Genomic DNA, 19,890 nt, shown 5'->3' with positions numbered 1-19,890 from the left:
ATAAACGCCAGTCGTGCCGTCTGGGTGCTGGACGATCACAGCCTCGGAGTAGCTGTCCAAAAGCTCGCGGTTTCGCCGGATCTCTGCGGCGCTTGGCGTGCGTTGAGGGTCGACAGACGCGTGTTCTGGAGTATCTTGCTCAGACGGCTCTGCAACGCTGGATGGTTCGGTCCTATGGACCGGCGCGACGAAGGCCATGCAGATAGCCAACTGCGCCTTTGTCGAGGCAAGCTCGGTACGTTCAGCCTTGCAGCTGCCGCGGATAGGCGTCGCGTCGGTGGGCGAGGATTCCGTCGCTGGCGGGGGTGGTGATGCGCTTTCAAGCGCTTGGGCACTCGGTGTATCGCGCGGCATAGAGCGCCCGACGAAGACGCCGGCGACGCCGGCAACGAGTGCGACCATAACAGATGTACGAATCGCCATTTCACATCTCGCCGTTACAGCGGGCACCCCGGCGGCACCGGCTGGCAATACTCATAATCTTGATTTGGCCACTCTTGAGGAGTAATATCAAGGTGACACGGTGTGAGAAAAAAGGACAGATCGGCTTCAGGACAAACTTGGTTTCCGCTGAGCTGTTCCTGGGTTGCGCGATTGATCACAGTAATCTCGAGCAATATCTATTTGTCGCCGGCAATGGGGCCGCCACCTTTCAGCGGCGGAGAGCCAGCACATCGGCAACGCCGTGGAGGCGATCTACAAGCTTCAATGGGGCCGCCGCCTTTCAGCGGCGGAGAGACCCGACCCGCCCTTCCGTGGACGTCGGTTACATCTCGCTTCAATGGGGCCGCCGCCTTTCAGCGGCGGAGAGGCTGGAGTTCCGCGGGTCGCTCGTGCGCGTGACGAACGAGCTTCAATGGGGCCGCCGGCAGGTTTCCCTCCGCGGCGGTCAGGCGACGCAGCAGAACGTGGACGGCGTGCTCGGCTGGAGCTCGCCGGTCGGCTCGCCCCCGTACGGCGCACACGCCCCCGGCTCCACGGCCACGACGGCCGCGGTCTTGCTGCCCAGCGCGACGCCGGGAGGCGTGACGCCGCAGAACGGGACGCTCGAGCTCACGAGGGTAGAGGCGAGGAGATCCGCGCAGGCGCCGTCGCGGTACACGGACGCCATGATCGTGCAGGAGGCGCCGGTCGGATCGCCGCAGCCGCAGGGGGTGCACTCGCGCGCGTCGGCGGTGCCCTTGTAGAAGACGTGCTTGAACGCGTAGCCCTCCGGGCAGTCGGCGTCGTCCTCGTGGTAGACGCAGGTCTGGAACCCCGACGGCGCCGCGGGCGCACACGTCGTCGCGTCGCCGCACGCCGTGTGCGCCCCGGCGAGGCACGCCTTCGCGCGCGTCGCCCAGGGATCGGGCTCTTCGACGGGCGACGGCTTCACGTCGAGGCGCGGCGTGCAGGCGCCGGTCGTGAGCGAGGGCGCGGCGATCGTCAGCGACTGCACGCAGGGCTCCCCGTCGCAGAGCTGACCGGCGGGGATCGGGTTCGACGCGGAGCAGGCGCCGTCCCATCCGTCGGGCGCGGCGAACGAGGTCGCCACGGTGCCCGGCTCGTCGCCGGTGCACGACGTGGACGAGGCCGCGGCCCAGCCGGTGGGGAGCGTGCACGAGGCAGCAGGCGCGTCGCACGCGCAGGTGCCGCAGTCCTTGGGCACCTGCTGGAGATCGGCGAAGCCCTCGTAGCCGACCGTCGGGGCGTCGGCGGGGCAGTCGGGGACCGCCTCGGGCGAGCCGAACCAGAGCAGCGCCGGGCCGGACCAGCCGAGCGGCGCGGGAGGGACGCACTGGCCGGAGCAGAGCGCGCTGTGCGTGTCGCCGCCGGCGCCGCCCGCGCCACCGGTGCCGCCCTGGCCGCCGGTGCCGGTGGCGCCGGTACCACCGCCGCCGGTGCCGCCCTGGCCGCCGGTGCCGTCTGCCCCAGCGTCGCGCAGCGCGCCGCAACCGGAGAGGTTGTGCTCGATCTCTCCGGGCGTACAAGGGCCTGTGATCACGATGGGATCTTGGTCGCAACCAAGAATGAACAGGATGCCTGAGAGACCCCAACAGGAGCGGTGCATGGCGGCGAACCTAACGGATCGCCCATCCGTGACGCAAGCGGGTGTTCCGTCGATGCATGGACATCCAGCGCATTACGCATTCCGTTTGAATTTTCTCATCGTGGTCGCTCATTGCCCCGTGCTGTTCATTTTCGTTGCCGGTCACTCACAGGCTCGCGTGTAGACCCACCCCGAACGCCAAAGCAGCAAACGATGCGCTCCAGAGGGAGCGGTCAGATCCGGGAGCATCGGGGCGTCGCTCGATCGCGACATCGGCCAGGTTCTGGATGATGTCGGTGTAGCCACGGACGGAGAGCCTCTCCGAGACAGGCCAGGCGGCGCCGATCCGTGCACCGAGCCCCACGCGGAGATTCCGCAGCGAGGCTGCTCCCAGAGGGACATCGGTCGCAGCACGAAGCAGCCCCAGATCCGAGAGTCCACAGACCAAAAGGGTGTGGTGGTGGTAGCAGAGGGCAGCGTTCGTCGTCAGAAGAGACGTCGCCATGGGCACCTCCTCGATTTCTGCCGAGAGCGAAGAGAGCCCGCGGACTTCCAGCGTGGCCGACCACGCCGGCCAGCGGCCGCCGACGGACAGCGCCGGCCCGACAGCAACGCCAGGCGTCAATCCGAAGCCGACCGCGGCGCCGAGGCCGGCCACCCAGCGGAAGCGCGCCGCTGGCTCCGGCGGAGCGATTCTCACGGGCGGAACACCTCTCCGGGCGGGTGCGTGCCCGGGCGACGTCTCGCGCGGGGACGGGCGCGGCGCGGGGATGGGCTGCGGCGAGCACGGCCGCTCCGGCGCGCAGGGCGCCTCTCTTGGCTTCGCTGGCTCCGTGGGTTTCTTCGGTGCGGGCGGTCCCGCCGGAAGCTCGGCCGCGTCGTCGAGCAGCACGGCGATCGACAGGGCCATGGCCGAGACGAGCATCGTGCAGTCGCTGCGGGTGCTGAAGCCGTCAGCCCAGAGCCCCCGGCCGTCGCGGTCGCGGAGGAACATCGTGGCGGCGAGCTCGCCGCGCTGGCGCTCGATGGACGCTGTCACGGTCAGCGGAGCCGCTTCGTCGTAGGGATCGGCGCCTCCCAGGTGCCGCATGGTCTCGGCGCGCAGGAACTGCTCGTCAGGACATTGCTCGGCGCCTGGTCCTCGGACGAACTCGAGCTGCACGCGGGTCCGCGGCGCTCCAGGGTCGGCGCGGGCCGGCGCGGGCGCGGCCGCGGAGATGGCGGCCGCAGCCATCGAGGCGAGCGCGGCGCGGCGTGCCCGCCTGCTGTTTGTTATCGAGCCCGGCGACGTCCGACGCATCGAGCCTAGCGACGTGCGACGCGCGCACGGCGTCCGTGAGGTCATGGGAGCTCCTGCCCCACCGCGCTGCCGCCCGGCGCAGCGGGCGAACTGCCGCCCGGCGCAACGGGCGGCGGCGCCTCGGCTTTCGAGCGCAGCCGCTCGCGCATCAGCTTCAGTCGACCCTGCGGGAAGCGCTGCTCGTGCGCGCCGATGCGCGCCAGCGCAGCGGCCCGGTCGCCTTGCAGGAGCGCCTGCCGGGCCGCGTCGAGCAGCTGGAGCTCCTCCGCGAGCGGCTCCTGTTCCCGCGCGGAGGATGCGGGAGGAGGTTTCGGTCCGGGGAGCGGCGATTGCGGGGCGGGCGCGGCGTTCGTTGCGGGATCGCGCCGATGGCGCCGATTGCGGGTGTTCTCCGCCTCTCTGGCGGGGGCTCGGGGGCTCGACGTCGCATCGGCTTGCGGCGCCTCTCGCGGCGCCTCGCCGGGGGCGGCCGCCGGTCGCGTCCCTGGGTGGACGGGGCGCGAGAGCGAGAGGAGGTGCGGTGCCGCGGCCGGACCGAGGCGGCGAGCCCAGGACGCCGGCGCTCGGGCGAGCGCGGCGACCACGACAGCCCCAACGACGCCGATCGCGCCCCAGGCGAGCGCCGGGCGGACGAGGCGGGCGAGCGGGCGTGCACGGTGCGCGAGGCGCGCGAGGCGCGCAGGCCACCCTGCGGCGTCCCGCGGATCGCGATCGATCGGCGCGTCCGGGTGGGGCGCCGATGCGGGCGCGCTCGTCTCGACGACCGAGTGCAAGGACGCATGGGAGAAGAGCGGGAGCATGAGCAGACCGAGGCCGGACCGGAGCGCTCGCTGCTCCTCGGGGCGCAGCCGCTTGACGGCGGCGCGGTAGTCTTCGCGCGCGAGGCGCAGCCGGCTCGCGGCGGTGCTCTCGTTCAGCCCGAGGGTGCGCGCGATCTCGGGCACCGGGATCCCAAACGCGTCGGCCAGGATCAGGATCGCGCGCCGCTCGGGCTCGATCTTGGAGAGGACGCGGATCGCGAGGACGAGCCGCTCCTTCGCGGCGATGTGCTGCTCGCTGCTCGGCAAGGCGTCGGCTCCCTCGAAGCACGCCGCGTCCGCGAGGCCCACCGGCACCTCGCGCCGCCGGTAGGCGCGCTCCAGGTGGCGCCGGACCTGCCGCCAGGCGATCCCGAAGAGCCAGCTGGCCTCCGAGCGCCAGCCCTTGCCGAGGCCGTGCCGGCGCGAGAGCGATGGATCCAGGGGGCTGCGCAGCGTGGAGGCAGGGAGCGAGGGCGACGAGGCGTCGCCGGCCTGCTCGGCGGCCGCGGCGGCGGAGAGGACGGCGAACGCGAGGTCCTGCGCCGGCAGCGAGGCGGCGCCGCGCGACCTGCCCGGATACGCGGGGTCGTACCGGGGGAGGCTGGTGTAGGCGCCCAGCAGGACCTCCTGGGAGAGGTCGTCGAGGTCGTTCTCGTCGACGCCGAGGTACCGGAGCATCCAGGGGAGGACGTGCACGGCGGTCGCGTGCATGGACGTCCAGGTGCTCCGCAGGAGGAGGTCGGGGGGAGGAGAGAGAGGGCTCATGTATAGAATTACGGGGAGGGGCTTGAGGTCGTCACGGAATCGGTAGGGCGGGAGGCGGGGCGGGGCTGGGGGGCGTGGGGGGAGGCTCGAGGAGCCGGCGGCCGGTTGCGCGGAGTGCGCGATCGGCTCGGCAGGGCGGAGCACGACCGGGGCGAGAGCTACTCGCCCGGCCGCGAGGTGCACATGCCAGGGCAAGGGCTGAGACGGGCGGGATCTCCGCGGCGCTGCTCGGCGCCGTGGGCAAGCACCGCGGAAGCTTCCGCACGGGCGCAAGCGGGACCAGTGGGCCTTGCGCGAAGCCGCGCGGACGGTCCGGGTGCCCTCCAAAGAGGAGAGAGTTAGCGTCGGGCCGGCAGGGCGAGGCGGAGCCGGGCGCGTCGGCGGAGCCGCCGCATTTCAGCGGCGGATAGACCGCCTCTCGTGGTGTCCACCTACAAGGTTCGCTCGCATCGTTGGGACCGCCGCGTTTCACCGGCGGAGAGCGGCTTGTGCAACGTGTTCATCGGCCAGCACGGCGCGGCGCTTCAATGGGGCCGCCGCACTTCAGCGGCGGAGAAGGTGCGAGCCAGCAAGACATCATCTTTCAGCGAGACGGGCTTCAATGGGGCCGCCGCACTTCAGCGGCGGAGAGGATGGGGGCGGACGTGCGGACAGCCCGCGCGTACGTCCGGCTTCAACGGCGCCGCCGCCTTTCAGCGGCGGAGAGCCGAGGTGCACGCGCGGTTCCTCGTCCTCTGGCAGGCGTAGCTTCAATGGGGCCGCCGCCTTTCAGCGGCGGAGAGGGCACGAGCTCCGGCGTCAATATCACGGGCGGCACCGCGCTTGAATGGGGCCGCCGCCCTTCAGCGGCGGAGAGGCTGGGAGGGCGGCGGGCATGGCGCTGCGCGCGGATCTGCTTCAATGGGGCCGCCGCCTTTCAGCGGCGGAGAGGACCTGTCCGGCGCCGTCGTGACCATCTCCTTCGAGCTTCAATAGGGCCGCCGCCTTTCAGCGGCGGAGAGATCGTGCACATGACGACCACGGGCGACCCGCGCACGCTTCAATGGGGCCGCCGCCTTTCAGCGGCGGAGAGTTCTCTCGGCGACCGGCCTCCAAGGAGGACTTGTCGCTTCAATGGGGCCGCCGCCTTTCAGCGGCGGAGAGCCCGGGCGGAGAGTACCGGGGCGTCAGCCACGGGGCCCACGCTTCAATGGGGCCGCCGCCTTTCAGCGGCGGGAAGTAGGAGTGCGACATGGCCCGCAGCCCGTTCCAGGGGACGCTTCAATGGGGCCGCCGCCTTTCAGCGGCGGAGAGCGCTCGGGCCGCGGTCGCCATGGTACCCTTGAGCCCCCCAGTGGACGCTTCAATGGGGCCGCCGCCTTTCAGCGGCGGAGAGTCAAGCTGGAGACCATCCACAACGACGTGGGCCCGCTGTTGCTTCAATGGGGCCGCCGCCTTTCAGCGGCGGAGAGGTGCCCGGCGCCGCCGGCGCTTCCTCCACGGGCTCAACCGCTTCAATGGGGCCGCCGCCTTTCAGCGGCGGAGAGTTCGGGATCCCCACCGCGGGCAAGGAGAAGTAGCCGCTTCAATGGGGCCGCCGCATTTCAGCAACGGAGAGTGGCGGCGGCGCTCGGGGAGCTGAAGGCCACGACGGCAGCTTCAATGGGGCCGCCGCCTTTCAGCCGCGGAGAGCATTGGGGAGCCCATCCCCGAGGTCGCCGTCGAGACAAGCCGGTTTCAATGGGGCCGCCGCCTTTCAGCGGCGGAGAGACGGCCGCTTCGTGGGCGGCGCGGAGTTGGTTGCTGCGGCTTCAATGGGGCCGCCGCCTTTCAGCGGCGGATAGTCCCCGACCTGCGGGCCAGGCTCGACGCAGCGGAGCGGGAGCTTCAATGGGCCGCCGCCTTTCAGCCGCGGAGAGGCGGCTTGAGCGGTGCAGGATCGTGGGAGCCAAAGAGCTTCAATGGGGCCGCCGCCTTTCAGCCGCGGAGAGATGTCACCACGACCATTCGGTACATGCACACCAGTATGCTTCAATGAGGCTGCCGCCTTTCAGCGGCGGAGAGGAGTACACGGTCAAGGGCAAGGACGGCTACCCCGTCGCGCTTCAATGGGGCCGCCGCCTTTCAGCGGCGGAGAGACGGCTCCGCGATTCTGCACGGCGCGGCGGATGGCTCTCGCTTCAATGGGGCCGCCGCCTTTCAGCGGCGGAGAGTTCAGACGGGGGAAGGGGCCCCGGAGCCGCAGAGGGCTTCAATGGGGCCGCCGCCTTTCAGCGGCGGAGGGGTGGGCCAGATCGGCGATCGGCTCCAACTCCAAGCCGTGCTTCAATGGGGCCGCCGCCTTTCAGCGGCGGAGAGTCGACCGCGCCGCTGCCCTCGACGCGTCGGTACCCCTTGCTTCATGGGGGCTCCGCCTTTCAGCGGCAGAGAGCAGGAGACGCGCGACATCGCGCGGCCGAAGCTCGGGCTTCAATGGGGCCGCCGACTTTCAGCGGCGGAGAGGCCACTGCGGCGAGGGCGGTAGTGGTGAGATGATATGACTTCAATGGGGCCGCCGCCTTTCAGCCGCGGAGAGCTGCGCGACCCGCTACCGCCCGCACGCTGAGATGCACCTGCTTCAATGGGGCCGCCGCCTTTCAGCGGCGGAGAGATTCAAGGCGTTCTACGTCTACGCCAAGACGGGAATCGCTTCAATGGTGCCGCCGCCTTTCAGCGGCAGCGGAGAGGTGTATCCTCGCCCGGGTCATCAAGACCAAGACCGGGCTTCAATGGAGCCGCCGCCTTTCAGCGGCGGAGAGAAGGCGTCGGACAAGTTCCGCGAGAAGCGCGCTCAGCAGCTTCAATGGGGCCGCCGCCTTTCAGCGGCGGAGAGCCGCATCGCCCGCGTCGCATCGCCCGCGCCGAGCCCGTCGCTTCAATGGGGCCGCCGCCTTTCAGCGGCGGAGAGCTTCACACGTCAGACCCCCGGTCCAGCTGGTACTTGCTTCAATGGGGCCGCCGCCTTTCAGCGGCGGAGAGCTGGCCTTTGCCGCCACGGCGGGCCCGGCGGACGTTGCTTGAATGGGGCCGCCGCCTTTCAGCGGCGGAGAGGAGTGACCGCGCTCTACACGTCCGATGCGAACGCAACGCTTCAATGGAGCCGCCGCCTTTCAGCGGCGGAGAGCGTTCGTCTGGTGCCTCCAAATCGCGCTCGACGAGAGCTTCAATGGGGCCGCCGCCTTTCAGCGGCGGAGAGCGGGTGCCACACCAAGACGACGGCTATCGGCTACTAGCTTCAATGGGGCCGCCGCCTTTCAGCGGCGGAGAGATCGATCGTGCTGCTCGCTTTCGCTGACGCGGACGGCTTTAATGGGGCCGCCGCCTTTCAGCGGCGGAGAGTCGAGGAGGGCGAGCGCAGGGCGCAGGAGAAGGCGCGGCTTCAATGGGGCCGCCGCCTTTCAGCGGCGGAGAGCCGGGAAGGATGGCGCACGCCTTCGACAAGGTAGCTCGGCTTCAATGGGGCCGCCGCCTTTCAGCGGCGGAGAGTCCGGCAACGCCTCCAGCGACACGCGCGATGTCACTGCTTCAATGGGGCCGCCGCCTTTCAGCGGCGGAGAGTCGGTCTCGGGGCGGACATGTTCATGACGAACCCGCCGTTGCTTCAATGGGGCCGCCGCCTTTCAGCGGCGGAGAGTTGACCATGACCACCATGACGGCAGAAGAGCTTGAGGCTTCAATGGGGCCGCCGCCTTTCAGCGGCGGAGAGCTTCTCGCCCGAGGGGCCGCCGACGGTGCAGGCGTAGCTTCAATGGGGCCACCGCCTTTCAGCGGCGGAGAGACGACCTGGTGCACGACTTCGCGCTCCGCCGCCTGAGGCTTCAATGGGGCCGCCGCCTTTCAGCGGCGGAGAGTGGCAACGCGTGTTCCAGGGCCTACTGGAGGACCCGCTTCAATGGGGCCGCCGCCTTTCAGCGGCGGAGAGGCCTGGGACGTTCACGTTCTCATTCGAGACGAAGGAGGCTTCAATGGGGCCGCCGCCTTTCAGCGGCGGAGAGCCGAAAAGGCGGTCGAGGCCGGTCAGAAGGCCCTGATGCTTCAATGGGGCCGCCGCCTTTCAGCGGCGGAGAGCCATCGTGCCTCGCTCGTACAGCGTCTCGGCCGGAGCGCTTCAATGGGGCCGCCGCCTTTCAGCGGCGGAGAGACGCGGTGTTGAGGAACCAGACGCGCGACGTCGGCGTGCTTCAATGGGGCCGCCGCCTTTCAGCGGCGGAGAGCTGCCGCGGTGCACGCCGAAGCTGCGCGCGATCAACCTGCTTCAATGGGGCCGCCGCCTTTCAGCGGCGGAGAGTTTCGGCGTCAACGGCGTCTCGTTCCGAGTCGTGTGGCTTCAATGGGGCCGCCGCCTTTCAGCGGCGGAGAGTCGGGCCACGCAGGCCGGGCACACACCGCACCCTTTGCTTCAATGGGGCCGCCGCCTTTCAGCGGCGGAGAGCCGTGGGTTCCACACGGGTACGCCTGCCTCGAGTTCCCGCTTCAATGGGGCCGCCGCCTTTCAGCGGCGGAGAGTTCACGGCTGGGCTCAAGGCGATGCTCGCGGTGCTGGCTTCAATGGGGCCGCCGCCTTTCAGCGGCGGAGAGTCGTCAGCCTCAGCTCGCTCCGGTCATCACCACGCTGCTTCAATGGGGCCGCCGCCTTTCAGCGGCGGAGAGACCCGTACATCGGCGCGAAGGCAGCGAGGGCGACCGCGCTTCAATGGGGCCGCCGCCTTTCAGCGGCGGAGAGCGCGGCGCACGAGGCGTGGCGCGCCTTCGCGCAGGGGCTTCAATGGGGCCGCCGCCTTTCAGCGGCGGAGAGTCCGGGACCTCGCCCGTCGCCTCGAGAACACCGCCGAGCTTCAATGGGGCCGCCGCCTTTCAGCGGCGGAGAGCGCCATCGAGGCCCGTAAGGCCGGGGACGACATCATGCTTCAATGGGGCCGCCGCCTTTCAGCGGCGGAGAGTCTTCGCGGACGAGCTCGACCTCTGGCAGGACGGCGCTTCAATGGGGCCGCCGCCTTTCAGCGGCGGAGAGTTCAGCGGCGGAAGGTCCTCGCGCGGGCGTGGCGCCGCTTCAATGGGGCCGCCGCCTTTCAGCGGCGGAGAGCGGCGTGGGGATGGGGGCCAAGGACATCATCGACGAGCTTCAATGGGGCCGCCGCCTTTCAGCGGCGGAGAGCATCAACAGAACCTCCCTTCACCGTTACTGCTTTAGTTGCTTCAATGGGGCCGCCGCCTTTCAGCGGCGGAGAGTCCGAATCAGTCAGCACGTTGAGCGGCGCTGGCTCTGGCTTCAATGGGGCCGCCGCCTTTCAGCGGCGGAGAGCTTCTCCTGCATGGCTCGGAGTTGACGGAGCTCCTCGCTTCAATGGGGCCGCCGCCTTTCAGCGGCGGAGAGTCGACGCCGTACGCCACCGCCGGCGCGTCGGCGTCGGCGCTTCAATGGGGCCGCCGCCTTTCAGCGGCGGAGAGAGCGCGATCGACGCGGCCGCCGCGGAGCACGCGCGGAAGCGCTTCAATGGGGCCGCCGCCTTTCAGCGGCGGAGAGCGCGGCGCAGGCCTCGAGGCGCCGCGCCCGGGGCTTGCTTCAATGGGGCCGCCGCCTTTCAGCGGCGGAGAGTCCCCGCCGTTCATCGGGTGCCCGAGCTATACTCGGCTTCAATGGGGCCGCCGCCTTTCAGCGGCGGAGAGCCATCGACGCGGGTGTGCCTGGGCTCGACACGCCCGAGCTTCAATGGGGCCGCCGCCTTTCAGCGGCGGAGAGAGCCCTCGCAGGCTACGAAACATTTCGCGCACTTGCAACCCGGCCTGCGAGAGGTTCCCGTTCCGCCCCCCCGCAGGGCCCGCCGGAGGCGCTCCGCGCGCCCCCGGCCCCACCAAAAATCTTCATCATTTCAAACACCTGCCCGCGTTGCGAGCGCCCCCCGGGATTTCCGCGTCACTCCACCGCTCGCAGCCGGTCCGCCTCCCTCCTTCTACCACGCCCCCTCCTCCCCTCGCCCAGCCCTTCCGCCCTTGCCAGGCGCTTTGCCGCGCTGCGCCCCACCTCCGCCCTTCGCTCCCCCGCCTCCGCCGCCGCCGCCCCCGGCTCGCCGCGTGCATTCCCCGACTCGCGCCATCCTTCCCCCCTGCTCGCCGTACTCATCCCCCACCTCGCTCGCCTCAGCCCCCGGCTCGCCGCACTCACCCCCCACCTCGCCGGCCTGCTCCCCCGCGGGGCGTCCGCCTTCCGACCTGGGGACCACCCCCGCCGACCCGGAAATTCCGTCCCCGCCTCCCCGGCGCCCCAGCTCCCGAGCCGTTGCCTCTTCCCCACGACCCCCGCCGCCCATCCCCCGCCCTCCGCCGCGGCTCTCCCGAGCTCCGCGTCCCCTGCCCCGCTCTCGAGGTGCACTCGCGCGAGCACACAATCGACGCACTCGATACGTCGACGGCGCTATCGAGTCCTGGTAACCGTGTGCGCTTGGGAGGTAATCATGGCCAAACTCACGATCGGCCAGAAGGCCGAGCGGGTGCTCCTGTTGCTCATGGGGCTTCGCAAGAATAAGGTCGCAGCGGCGCTCGTCGCCCACGGGTTCTCGGATGACGATCTCGCGGAGGGATGGCGCCTGCTCCAGCGCGTCACCCGCACCCGGCTCGGCTTCGTCGCCACCGCGGCCGCGACCGACACCGGTCTCGTCAACGAGATCGACGCCTGGGAGAACAAGTGGTTTCCCATCGCCGCGGCGACCCTCAAGCGCCACGCGCCCGCGGCCCACGCGTGGATGTTCCGCAACCTGAGCCAGACCGAAGGCGCCGCCGTCCTCGTCTCCGTCAGCACCTTCGTCGAGCGCTGGGAATCGCTCGCCAAGTCCAAGGAAAAGGGCGGCCCCGAAGCCGAAGGGGACGAGGCGCGCAAGATCCTCGCCAAGCGCGGCCTCACCAAGGCCGTCATCGAGGAGGCAAAGCAGCTCCTCGCACGCGCGGGAAAGCTGGAGACCGTCGCCGAGGTGGCGCCCGCCGCCGCCGGCGACGAGGACTTCGACAGGGCCGAACAGCAGCTCTGGGACTGGTACCTGGAGTGGAGCACCATCGTCCAGAGCGCCATCAAGGACCGCAGGATCCTCCGCGAGCTCGGCTTCCGCCGGACGAGCTCCTCCAGGACCGCGACGGCCGAGGAGGCCCAAGGTGAAGAGGCAGAGGTGGAGGAGGCAGAGGACGACAGCGACGCCGTGGACGCCGAGCCACAGGTTGAGCCGGGCGCGTTCCTCACCGGCAGCCCTGCCCCGGTCGCCGGGCGCAGGGGGCGGTAAACACCGCGAGCACATCGCGTTCAGCCTCTCCCCGCCTGACGCCCCCCTCTATTCGTCGGCCCCAGCGCCGCCACCGCACAACCCAGGCCAGGGTGGCGCCTGACGCCAGCACCAGCAGGTCGCGCTGGGATCACGATACCGGCACGAGATCGGCGTGCTGCGCGTAATACCGCTGCTTCTCCTCTGTGTACCTGCACCGCCCTCGCACACACCGCTGTGGCCGCACGCGTATGGCAATCGCTTGCTGAGACGCACACGAGAGCCCATGCTTCCTGAGAAGTCGAAGCGCAGCAGCCCTCGGCGCGCTCAGCGTAAACCACAGAAGAGGAGGAGCACATGACGGAAGCTCAGCAGTGGTTCGAGCAGTTCATGCAGTCGCTCCGGGACGAGGCCCGCAGGGAAGTGCTGGAGGAGCGTATTAAGGAGGGGGAGATCTCGGTCATCGCGAGGCAGTTCGAGAGGAAGCTCGGCCGGTCGCTCGCCGAGGTGGAACACGCCGTGCTGGCCGAACGGTTCGACCGCCTCGGCCTGGATCGCCTCGACGATGTCCGGCTGGAGCTGTCCGCAGACGCGCTCGCCGCGTGGCTCACGGATCCGGCGGCACGCTGACGGTAGCCATGTCCTCGGCCGGCGGCGCCTCGGACCCGCCGCTGCGGCATCCGGCCGACAGGCCAGCATCCTGTAGGCCACCCGCTACGGCGCTCCACCTCCCCGGACCGGCCGGCGGATGCCGGCGATCTTCTTGCCGTCGCGCAGTCCCTCGACCTCGACGGGCGCGTCTGGGCCCGCGGCCCGCAACACCTCCTCGAGCCCCTCCTCCTCGATCTTCACGTCCTTCCGGTTGCGTTCCTCCGGCTTCCTGCTGCCTTTACCCAGGAAGAACAGCATCGACCGGTTCTTCTGGTCCCGCGCGATCCAGGCGAGCCCCTTCTCCCATACACCTGTGCCTGCTGACGCAGGCGGAGCCACCGCGTGGATCGGCGCCTTGAGCGGGATTCCAGTCGCCTCCATCTCGAACTGTCTCGCGAGCGCCTGCTGCTCGGGATCAGCCCCGCTCTTCAGCCAGTCACGCCAGCAGACCTTGTCCTTCTCGAAGAGCTCCCGCAGCGCCCGCTTCACGTCTTCATGAAGGGCTTGGTCCGCGGCGATCTGCTGGATTTGCTCGAACACCTGCCGAGCGTTCGACTTGCCCCTGAATATCCCGACCAGCTCTCTCAACCGCCGCCGTCTCGCCTCGTTCCGCTTCTTCTCCTCCTCTCGCTGCTTCCGCTCGGCCTCCTCCCTCTCCTCTCGCTCACGCTGACGCGGCGACTTGTCGAGGAGCATCCGCCCGTAGCCCGCGGCCGTCTTCGCCCCGATGCCATCCTCCTTGAGACCGCTGTCGAGCCAGTCGAACGCCGCTTCGACCCATTCCTCGGGCCCGGTCAGCGCGATCAGGAACGCCCCCCTCGTCGTCAGGAACGCCACGGGGTTCGGCTCGTCACCATCGGCCGGCGGGCTCCCGTCGCCTTGATAGTAACCCCTGTGATGCACGGTCATCGTGTCCAGGTCGAGCGGCAGCTCGTCGTCTTCCGGGACCCACCAGGCGTCGTGGAACACCACGCAGCCGCTCTCGCCCGTGTCGCCGAACATCAGGCGGTGGTCTTCCCCTTGCAGCCTCCCTTCGCGCTCGTCCACCTTCCGCCAGGCGGGCACGCCGGATCGATGCGCCGCCGCGCTGGCCAGACCCTTGAGCGCGCTACCCGGGAGGTACGGAACGCCCCACGTGTGGAGCAACGCGAGGTTCGTCTCCCGCACCGCGGCCGCGCCGAGGTTCACCACGAGGCGGCCTTTCGCTGTCGCGCGTCGCAGCTGCGTGCCGCCGCGCTCGAAGCCGCCAGTGAACCGCTCGAGCCATGTCCTCCTCCGCGCGAACGCACGCGAGTACCCCTCGGGCACCCTGATCCGCGCCGCCTCCATCAACGCCCGGAACGCCGACTTGCTCGCCGCCTCCGCGTCGCTCGGGTCATCCGGACGGTCAGGCCAGACCAACATCTTGTCCAGCAGCAACCCTGCGTGCTGCACGTCGACGCGCCGGATCTTTCGCAGGTCGTCGCGCCGTCCGTCGGCATCAATCGGTGCCATCGTCCTGCTCCCCCGCCTCGATGCCGAGCTCGCCCTGCACCAGCCGCCGGTACCAGTCCACACAAGCGAGCGCCTCGCGTGTCAACGTGAGGTACTTCGGCAGCTTTGCTCGGCGGACGGCATGCAGCAGCTCCTCGCCGCCCTGGATGCTCGCGTCGATGTGCCTGAGCTGGGCCGCGAGGTGATCGAGGATGATCGTTTGCGCGTCCGCCTTGCGCGACGCTACGAAGTGCAGGGCCTGGCTCAGGCCCGCCGACCGCACCAGCGCCGGTAGCCTGTGCACCATCCCGCCGTATTTCTTCCGTCGCTTCTCGTCCGGCCAGGCCTTGACCGCCGTGACGTGCTCGTGTGCCAGAAGCGCGCGTTGTTGATCCAGGGACGGCATCGTTCACCCCACCATCGTCATTCGGCAGAGCCCTCGCCCCACCGTGGCCTTGCCGCCGATCTGCACCACGCCGCCTCCGGCGAGCCCCTGGACATAACCAAGCAGCTCCCCGGCCTGGTACCGGTCGGCGCCTCCCTGGCGCACCGGCTTCGGCTGCTTCACCGGACTGGCCAGGACGAGCCCCGCCAAGATGGTCTCGACCGGCAGCGCCTCCTCGGTCCACAGGGCCCCCTTGACGACCGTCTTCTTGTCCGTGTCGAGGCGGACCCGCGTCGTGATCTCGAGGCACGTCTGCAGGAAGAGCGCCATGACGTCGTCGTGAACCACACACACGCGCGCGGCGAAGTGACTGCGCTCCTCGGCGTCGGCGCTGTCCGTCCCCCAGAGCGCCTTCGCCATTTCCCCGGCGAAGACACCGAGCTCCTTCTGCACCGACGACTCGAGGTCGTAGTCCTCGAAGACGACCTTGCCCCCGAGGTCCTCGAGCCGGAGGTCGGCTCCGGAGACGACGGCCTTGCCCTCGTCCGGCTTGATCGCGGGCGGCACGAGGTCAGCGCGCCCCGCCTCGCGCGCGTCCCGGCCGAACCGCCGCAGGATGTAAGGCGACGTCACCCAGGCGAACGTCCCGCGCGCGCTGCGCACTGGCAAGAACAGCAGCGCCGCGTCCGCGAGCTGCACGCTGCCCGCGTGCTCGCTGGCGCTCTCCGTGTCTGGACCGAAGACCGCCCTGTGCAGCCCGGCGTCCGTGCTCGCAGCGCTGCGGAGCACACCTTTGAGCGTCGAGCCCGGGATCAGCGGTATCCCGGTCGGCTTCTCGCGGGCGATGGGCAGATCGATGCCGCCGACCGAGTGTCCCGTGCCGCAATGGACCGGCGAGAGCGCATGGATCAAGAGGAGCTTGACAGATTCACTCATCGAAAAATCTCCAGGAAGCGGTCGAGAGGATCGAGAGCCGTCGCGCCCATCGGGGTCGTCTTGCGGGCCTCCTCGGGGGAGAGCGCGCGCCTCACCTGCCAGCGGTCGCGCTCGCGTTTTCCGCGCAGCTCGAGCGCGTCGGGGACGCGCGGCTCGAGCAAGAGAGCGATCGCCTCGATCCCTGCTGGGCCGCGGTGGGGCCGGAGCACGAGCGGAGAGGCCCACCGGTTGTAGCCGCGAGGCGCCAGCGTCGTCTGCGCCGGGTCGCCTTCCTTGTCGTTCTTGAACTTGAAGATGATCGGCAAGCCGAACGAGGCGCGCGGGAACGCGTGCACAGGGTGCTCGGGGAGGTGATGCCGATGAGAACACGGGGTAAGCCGCCGGATCTCATCAGGCTCGGGCCAGAGAGAGCGACCTGCCCTGTTCGTCCCGCCGTTCGTTCGACCCGTGGCGCCCTGCCGCAGCTCGCGAAGCCTCCCGAGGAGGAACTTCTGAGCCGCCAGGCCGTCCTGCCAGTGTCGCTCGCGCCGCACGACGAGCTTTCGCCCGGCGTCGGACCACCGCGGAAGGTGAGGCCAGGGGACCTGGAGCCCCTTGACGTGGGACGCCCATCCCACCTCCATGGCAGGCGTCTGCTCAGGCTCGGGCCGCACCTCCACCACGGCTCCGAACCCGCGCCTGGTGCGCCCTCCCAACCCGCCGAAATGGGCGAACGCCCAGAGCGCCGCCTCGATGTCGGAGCGCAGCTCGCGCGGATAACGGAAGCGCACCTGCCACGGGCCGGACAAGCGGTGCAGCACGCCGTGTGTGCCTCCTGCTCCGGACTTGGCCTCCGCGCGCAGCGGGAAGGATCCATACGCGATCTCCGCCATGCCGGGTACGGCCTCGAATTTTCCTGCCAGCACCTCCACCGGCGCATAAGCCGCCGGCTGGGCGACGACCTCCACCGTCAATCGGCTCGGCTCCTCCGTCGATCCGAAGACCCGGTCCTCCTTCTCGCGGAGCTCTTCCGGCGTGCGGCAGCCCTGCGGATTGCACGCCCGCCACCAGAACCGGAGCTGTCCTCGCATCGAGGCCGCCCGGATCGGCGTCACCGGATCGACGTGCTTGTGCTGCCCTTTGACCGTCACCCCGCTCCCGAAGACCGGCGTGAGGAACTCGTAGGTGCGCACCTCGTCGATGATGTCCGGCGTCGCTCGGTCCTTCAGCACCGGCGACGGGGCTCGTTCCGGCCCTCTCCTCATGCTGCACCTCCCTCCTCCGCCACATTGCCGATCGCCGCGACCCCGAACCCGTCGCGCCGATCTTCCTCCGCGTCGCTCGTCGCCCTCGCCCATGCCCGCTCGACCCACGCCAGCCGCGCGGCGGGCGGGCCCGAGAGCTCCAGCCAGTAGACGCTCCCCGCCGGCACTGCGCGCCGGATCCGCTTGGGTTGCTGCTTCGCGAGATCCCATCCCGAGATGGCGATCGGCCTCTCCAAACACGCCGCCACCAGCCGCACGTGTGTCACCCCCTCGCCCGGCCCGAGCGGCGCGCCCGGCGACAGGCCCGGCCGCCATCCCTCCTCGAAGAGGGCCGGTGTGAGCAGCAGCACCCGCACCCGAGACCGGGCGTCTCCCCTGCTTGCTCCCTGCAGCACGAGCTCGGGGACCTTGGGCAGCGGCTGACCCGCCCTGCTCCAGCGCACGAGCCGGCGCTTCCCTCCCAGCGGCGCGAGGCCCTCTCGCAGCGACCCCACCTTCGCCGCTGCGGCGTCGTCCACCTCCACGGCGAGCGCGAGCGGCGCGCGCGTCTCTGGATGTACGAAGCGCAGGCCTTCTACCTCGAACAACATGCCATCCTCGGCCGTCGCGTGCTCACCGACCTGGACGTGGAGCCGCCCCTCGCGCGGCAGCGAGCCGATGGCGCCCTGGAGGAATCGGTCCGCCTCCTCCCCGGCGCGCTCTCCAGGCCGCGCCAGCCATCGCGCGAAGGCGTCCCATCGGAGGAAAGCCGGCGGATCCAGCGCTTTGCGACCGCTCTCGTGTCTCCGCGCAGAGACGGGCGAGAGGTCGTCGGGAAGCCCCTCATCCATCAAGGCCGATGTGGCCCGCGGCGCCGGCGAGAGCGCGTCGATCGTCCTGAGATCGCGGCGCTCGGGCTCGCCGAGGAGCACGAGATCGGCGGGGGTCGGCGCGTAGAACGTCCCGGCGTCCGGCTCGACCAGCCACGGGCCGCGGACCGCCACCGCCCGGAGCGCCGCGAGCTCGTCCGCGCTCGTCCTCGCGAACACCCCGTCGGCCCCGAGCCCCAGCCGCGTCCGCACCGCGCCCGCGAGGGTCGACGGCAGCGGGAACGCGCGCGCCGCGCTCTCGCTGCGGCCCTGGTTCGGCCGCCCGTCGCGCACCACCAGCGGGTCGCGCGGCTCGATGGTCCACACGCTCATCCCTTCGCCTCCTTCGCCGCTCGCGCGAAGACCCGTGCCACCGCCACCTCGCGGCCCAGCGCAGGACCGTCGATGGCCCCCCGCTCGATCCAGCCCCCGAGCTCTTCCCGGACCGGCCCCTCCATGTCCTTGCGGCCGAGGATCCGCTGCGCCTCCGCGCGCTGCACGGCGCGCGCCTTCGCCAGCGCGTCGCCTTCGAGCCCGGAGGCCAGCCGCTCCAGCGCCGCAAGCTCCTCGATCATGGTCCCTGGCAGCTCGCCATCGAGCTGGAGATCGGCCAGCCGCCGGAGCCGTGGGACCAGCACGTCCCAGCGGTCGCACACCGTCAAGGGCTCTCCGGAGCGCTTGTGCACGGCGATCGCGAGCGCGTTCTTCTCGCTCCTCGCCTTGGCGCGCTTCTCCGCGTCGCGCGCCGCGCCGAGCCCTTCCTCGAGCGGGCTCCACGCGTGGACCACCCCGAGCCCGGCCGACAGCGAGGGCGCGCGCTCGGAGGTGGCCCACGGCGCGAGCTCCTCCCGGAACGCCTGCGCCACGCGCATCGCCGTGGTCAGCGCCGTGTGCAACGGCAAGAGCGCCAGCACATCGTCGCCACCGGCATAGATGAGCGCGCCCTCGCCCTCCTGCACGATGACGGGGACCCGCTCCCGGGCGAAGCGCGCGAGCACCGCCGAGAACCGCCGCTGCTCCTCGGAGGTCGCGAGCGTCGCGATGAGCCGGCCCATCGAGTCGCCGTCCGCGACCAGGATGGCGTAATACGCGCTGGGCTCGTCGCGTCCGGCAGACCTCAGCAGCGCCCGGCGCTTCTCCTCGACGCCTCGCCTCGTCTCCTCGTCCGCGCCCGCGTCCTCGAGCGCCTCGCGCACGCGGCCCGGATACAGCACGCCGCCGTCGACCCTTCCGAGCACGCTGGAGCGGAGCAGCGGCGGCGCGTCCTGGAACTCGCCGAGCACCCCGGCGTGCTCCAGCGCGGCGCGGTAGTCGCGCCATGCCCGTCCGATCGCCTCGCGCCGTGCCTCGTCCCGATCGAGCCCGCGCAGGAAGGGCAACGTCGAGAGGTGGTTGGAGCTGGGGATGCGCTCGGCGTCGCCGTTCACGCGCCGGCCAAAGCGCTTCAGCAGACCCACGCCGCAGAGCCGCTCGCTGCCGTGCACGTCGTAGAAGCGGCGCCGCTCCTCGGACCCGAGCGCGGCCGGGCGCGCGCGGCCGACCATGGTCTTGTCGTAGATGCGCTCATCGAGCACCGAGTCGCGTAGACCGTCGAGCGACGACTTCGGCACGCCTTCCCTGGTCCATGCGGGTTGGCGAAAGGCGCGCGTCCGCTTGCGCGCGCCGAGCAGGCGCTCAGCCTCGCCGCGGGCTGCGGGCAGCCCGCCGTCGAGCGGCACGGCGACCCAGCTCGTCTCGAACAGCTCCGCGACCTGGGCGCGCGCGGCCTGCTCGTGGAAGTTCTCGGTGCGCCGCGGATCGTCCTTGCCGACCCGCCCGAGGATCTCGGCCGTCCATCGCTCGCGCTCTTGCGCGAACGCGCGAACGCCCGCACGCGCCACCTCGACCGGATCCCGACCCTCGGGCACGACGGCGAGCACCTTGTTGGCCACCGTGAGGTCGGACGTCGGCGCGAGCTCCCCTGCCGCCGCGGGCGCCGGGAACAGCAGGGCTTCGTGGCCCAAAGCCCCGATGCCCTCGGCGATGCCGCGCGCCATGGCCTTGCTCAGCGCGGCGACGAGCCACGAGCCGAACCACAGGTCGTGGCAGCGCCGCGCCCGGGAGATGAACTCCTGCAAGCTCTCATGCGCCGGCCCCAGTGAGACGACCAGCAAATGCTCAGGCATCGTACGTTCCTCGTGGGTGCTCACGGCTG

General features: G+C 70.5%; 11 protein-coding genes and 2 CRISPR repeat arrays. Of the genes, 2 read left to right on the top strand and 9 right to left on the bottom strand.

Going from position 1 to position 19,890, the window contains the following annotated elements:
• Positions 1-889 precede the first annotated feature (889 nt).
• The 3 genes from WMF43_RS02555 to WMF43_RS02545 all read right to left on the bottom strand — a co-directional run bounded on the left by WMF43_RS02555 (position 890) and on the right by WMF43_RS02545 (position 4,894).
• Positions 890-1,984 (bottom strand): hypothetical protein, encoded by a 1,095-nt coding sequence (locus tag WMF43_RS02555; protein WP_437677269.1) that lies wholly within the window; start codon positions 1,982-1,984, stop codon positions 890-892.
• A gap of 211 nt (positions 1,985-2,195) precedes the next feature.
• Complete coding sequence (locus tag WMF43_RS02550; RefSeq protein WP_437677267.1) at positions 2,196-3,329, bottom strand: hypothetical protein; 1,134 nt, start codon at positions 3,327-3,329, stop codon at positions 2,196-2,198.
• Positions 3,330-3,370: 41 nt separating this feature from the next.
• On the bottom strand, positions 3,371-4,894 hold the full coding sequence (locus WMF43_RS02545) for an RNA polymerase sigma factor (protein ID WP_437677265.1): 1,524 nt from the start codon (positions 4,892-4,894) through the stop codon (positions 3,371-3,373).
• A 1,933-nt stretch (positions 4,895-6,827) separates the two neighbouring features.
• Positions 6,828-7,231: direct repeats of the CRISPR family, unit length 36 nt; unit sequence GCTTCAATGGGGCCGCCGCCTTTCAGCGGCGGAGAG.
• A gap of 107 nt (positions 7,232-7,338) precedes the next feature.
• Positions 7,339-10,652: a CRISPR direct-repeat array (repeat unit 36 nt; unit sequence GCTTCAATGGGGCCGCCGCCTTTCAGCGGCGGAGAG).
• Positions 10,653-11,364: 712 nt separating this feature from the next.
• On the opposite strand from WMF43_RS02545, the gene WMF43_RS02540 reads away from it, so the two are divergent.
• Positions 11,365-12,180 (top strand): hypothetical protein, encoded by an 816-nt coding sequence (locus WMF43_RS02540; RefSeq protein WP_437677264.1) that lies wholly within the window; start codon positions 11,365-11,367, stop codon positions 12,178-12,180.
• A gap of 336 nt (positions 12,181-12,516) precedes the next feature.
• Entirely contained in the window at positions 12,517-12,789 is a 273-nt protein-coding gene (locus WMF43_RS02535) for a hypothetical protein (protein ID WP_437677263.1), read from the top strand.
• A gap of 84 nt (positions 12,790-12,873) precedes the next feature.
• On the opposite strand, the gene cmr6 is transcribed toward WMF43_RS02535, so the two are convergent.
• The 6 genes from cmr6 to cas10 are packed head-to-tail and all read right to left on the bottom strand — an operon-like array spanning position 12,874 to position 19,861.
• Positions 12,874-14,304 carry a type III-B CRISPR module RAMP protein Cmr6 gene (cmr6, locus tag WMF43_RS02530; RefSeq protein ID WP_437677261.1) on the bottom strand — a complete coding sequence of 477 codons (1,431 nt, stop codon included), beginning with the start codon at positions 14,302-14,304 and terminating at the stop codon, positions 12,874-12,876.
• On the bottom strand, positions 14,291-14,689 hold the full coding sequence (cmr5, locus tag WMF43_RS02525; protein ID WP_437677259.1) for a type III-B CRISPR module-associated protein Cmr5: 399 nt from the start codon (positions 14,687-14,689) through the stop codon (positions 14,291-14,293). The genes cmr6 and cmr5 overlap by 14 nt, the downstream gene beginning before the upstream one ends.
• 3 nt (positions 14,690-14,692) lie before the next feature.
• A complete protein-coding gene (cmr4, locus tag WMF43_RS02520; RefSeq protein ID WP_437677257.1) occupies positions 14,693-15,604 on the bottom strand; it encodes a type III-B CRISPR module RAMP protein Cmr4 in 912 nt (303 codons plus the stop codon).
• Positions 15,601-16,815 (bottom strand): type III-B CRISPR module RAMP protein Cmr1, encoded by a 1,215-nt coding sequence (gene cmr1 / locus WMF43_RS02515; protein ID WP_437677255.1) that lies wholly within the window; start codon positions 16,813-16,815, stop codon positions 15,601-15,603. The genes cmr4 and cmr1 overlap by 4 nt, the downstream gene beginning before the upstream one ends.
• A gap of 29 nt (positions 16,816-16,844) precedes the next feature.
• The gene (locus WMF43_RS02510; protein ID WP_437677253.1) at positions 16,845-18,029 is read right to left on the bottom strand and encodes a type III-B CRISPR module-associated Cmr3 family protein; all 1,185 of its coding nucleotides are present in this window, start codon (positions 18,027-18,029) and stop codon (positions 16,845-16,847) included.
• Entirely contained in the window at positions 18,026-19,861 is a 1,836-nt protein-coding gene (cas10, locus tag WMF43_RS02505; RefSeq protein ID WP_437677251.1) for a type III-B CRISPR-associated protein Cas10/Cmr2, read from the bottom strand. Before cas10 ends, WMF43_RS02510 begins: the two co-directional genes overlap by 4 nt.
• Positions 19,862-19,890 lie beyond the last annotated feature (29 nt).

The sequence above is a fragment of the Sorangium sp. So ce131 genome, assembly GCF_051519095.1.
Taxonomy (GTDB): Bacteria; Myxococcota_A; Polyangia; order Polyangiales; family Polyangiaceae; genus Sorangium.
This window is presented reverse-complemented; position numbering and strand designations above follow the sequence as displayed.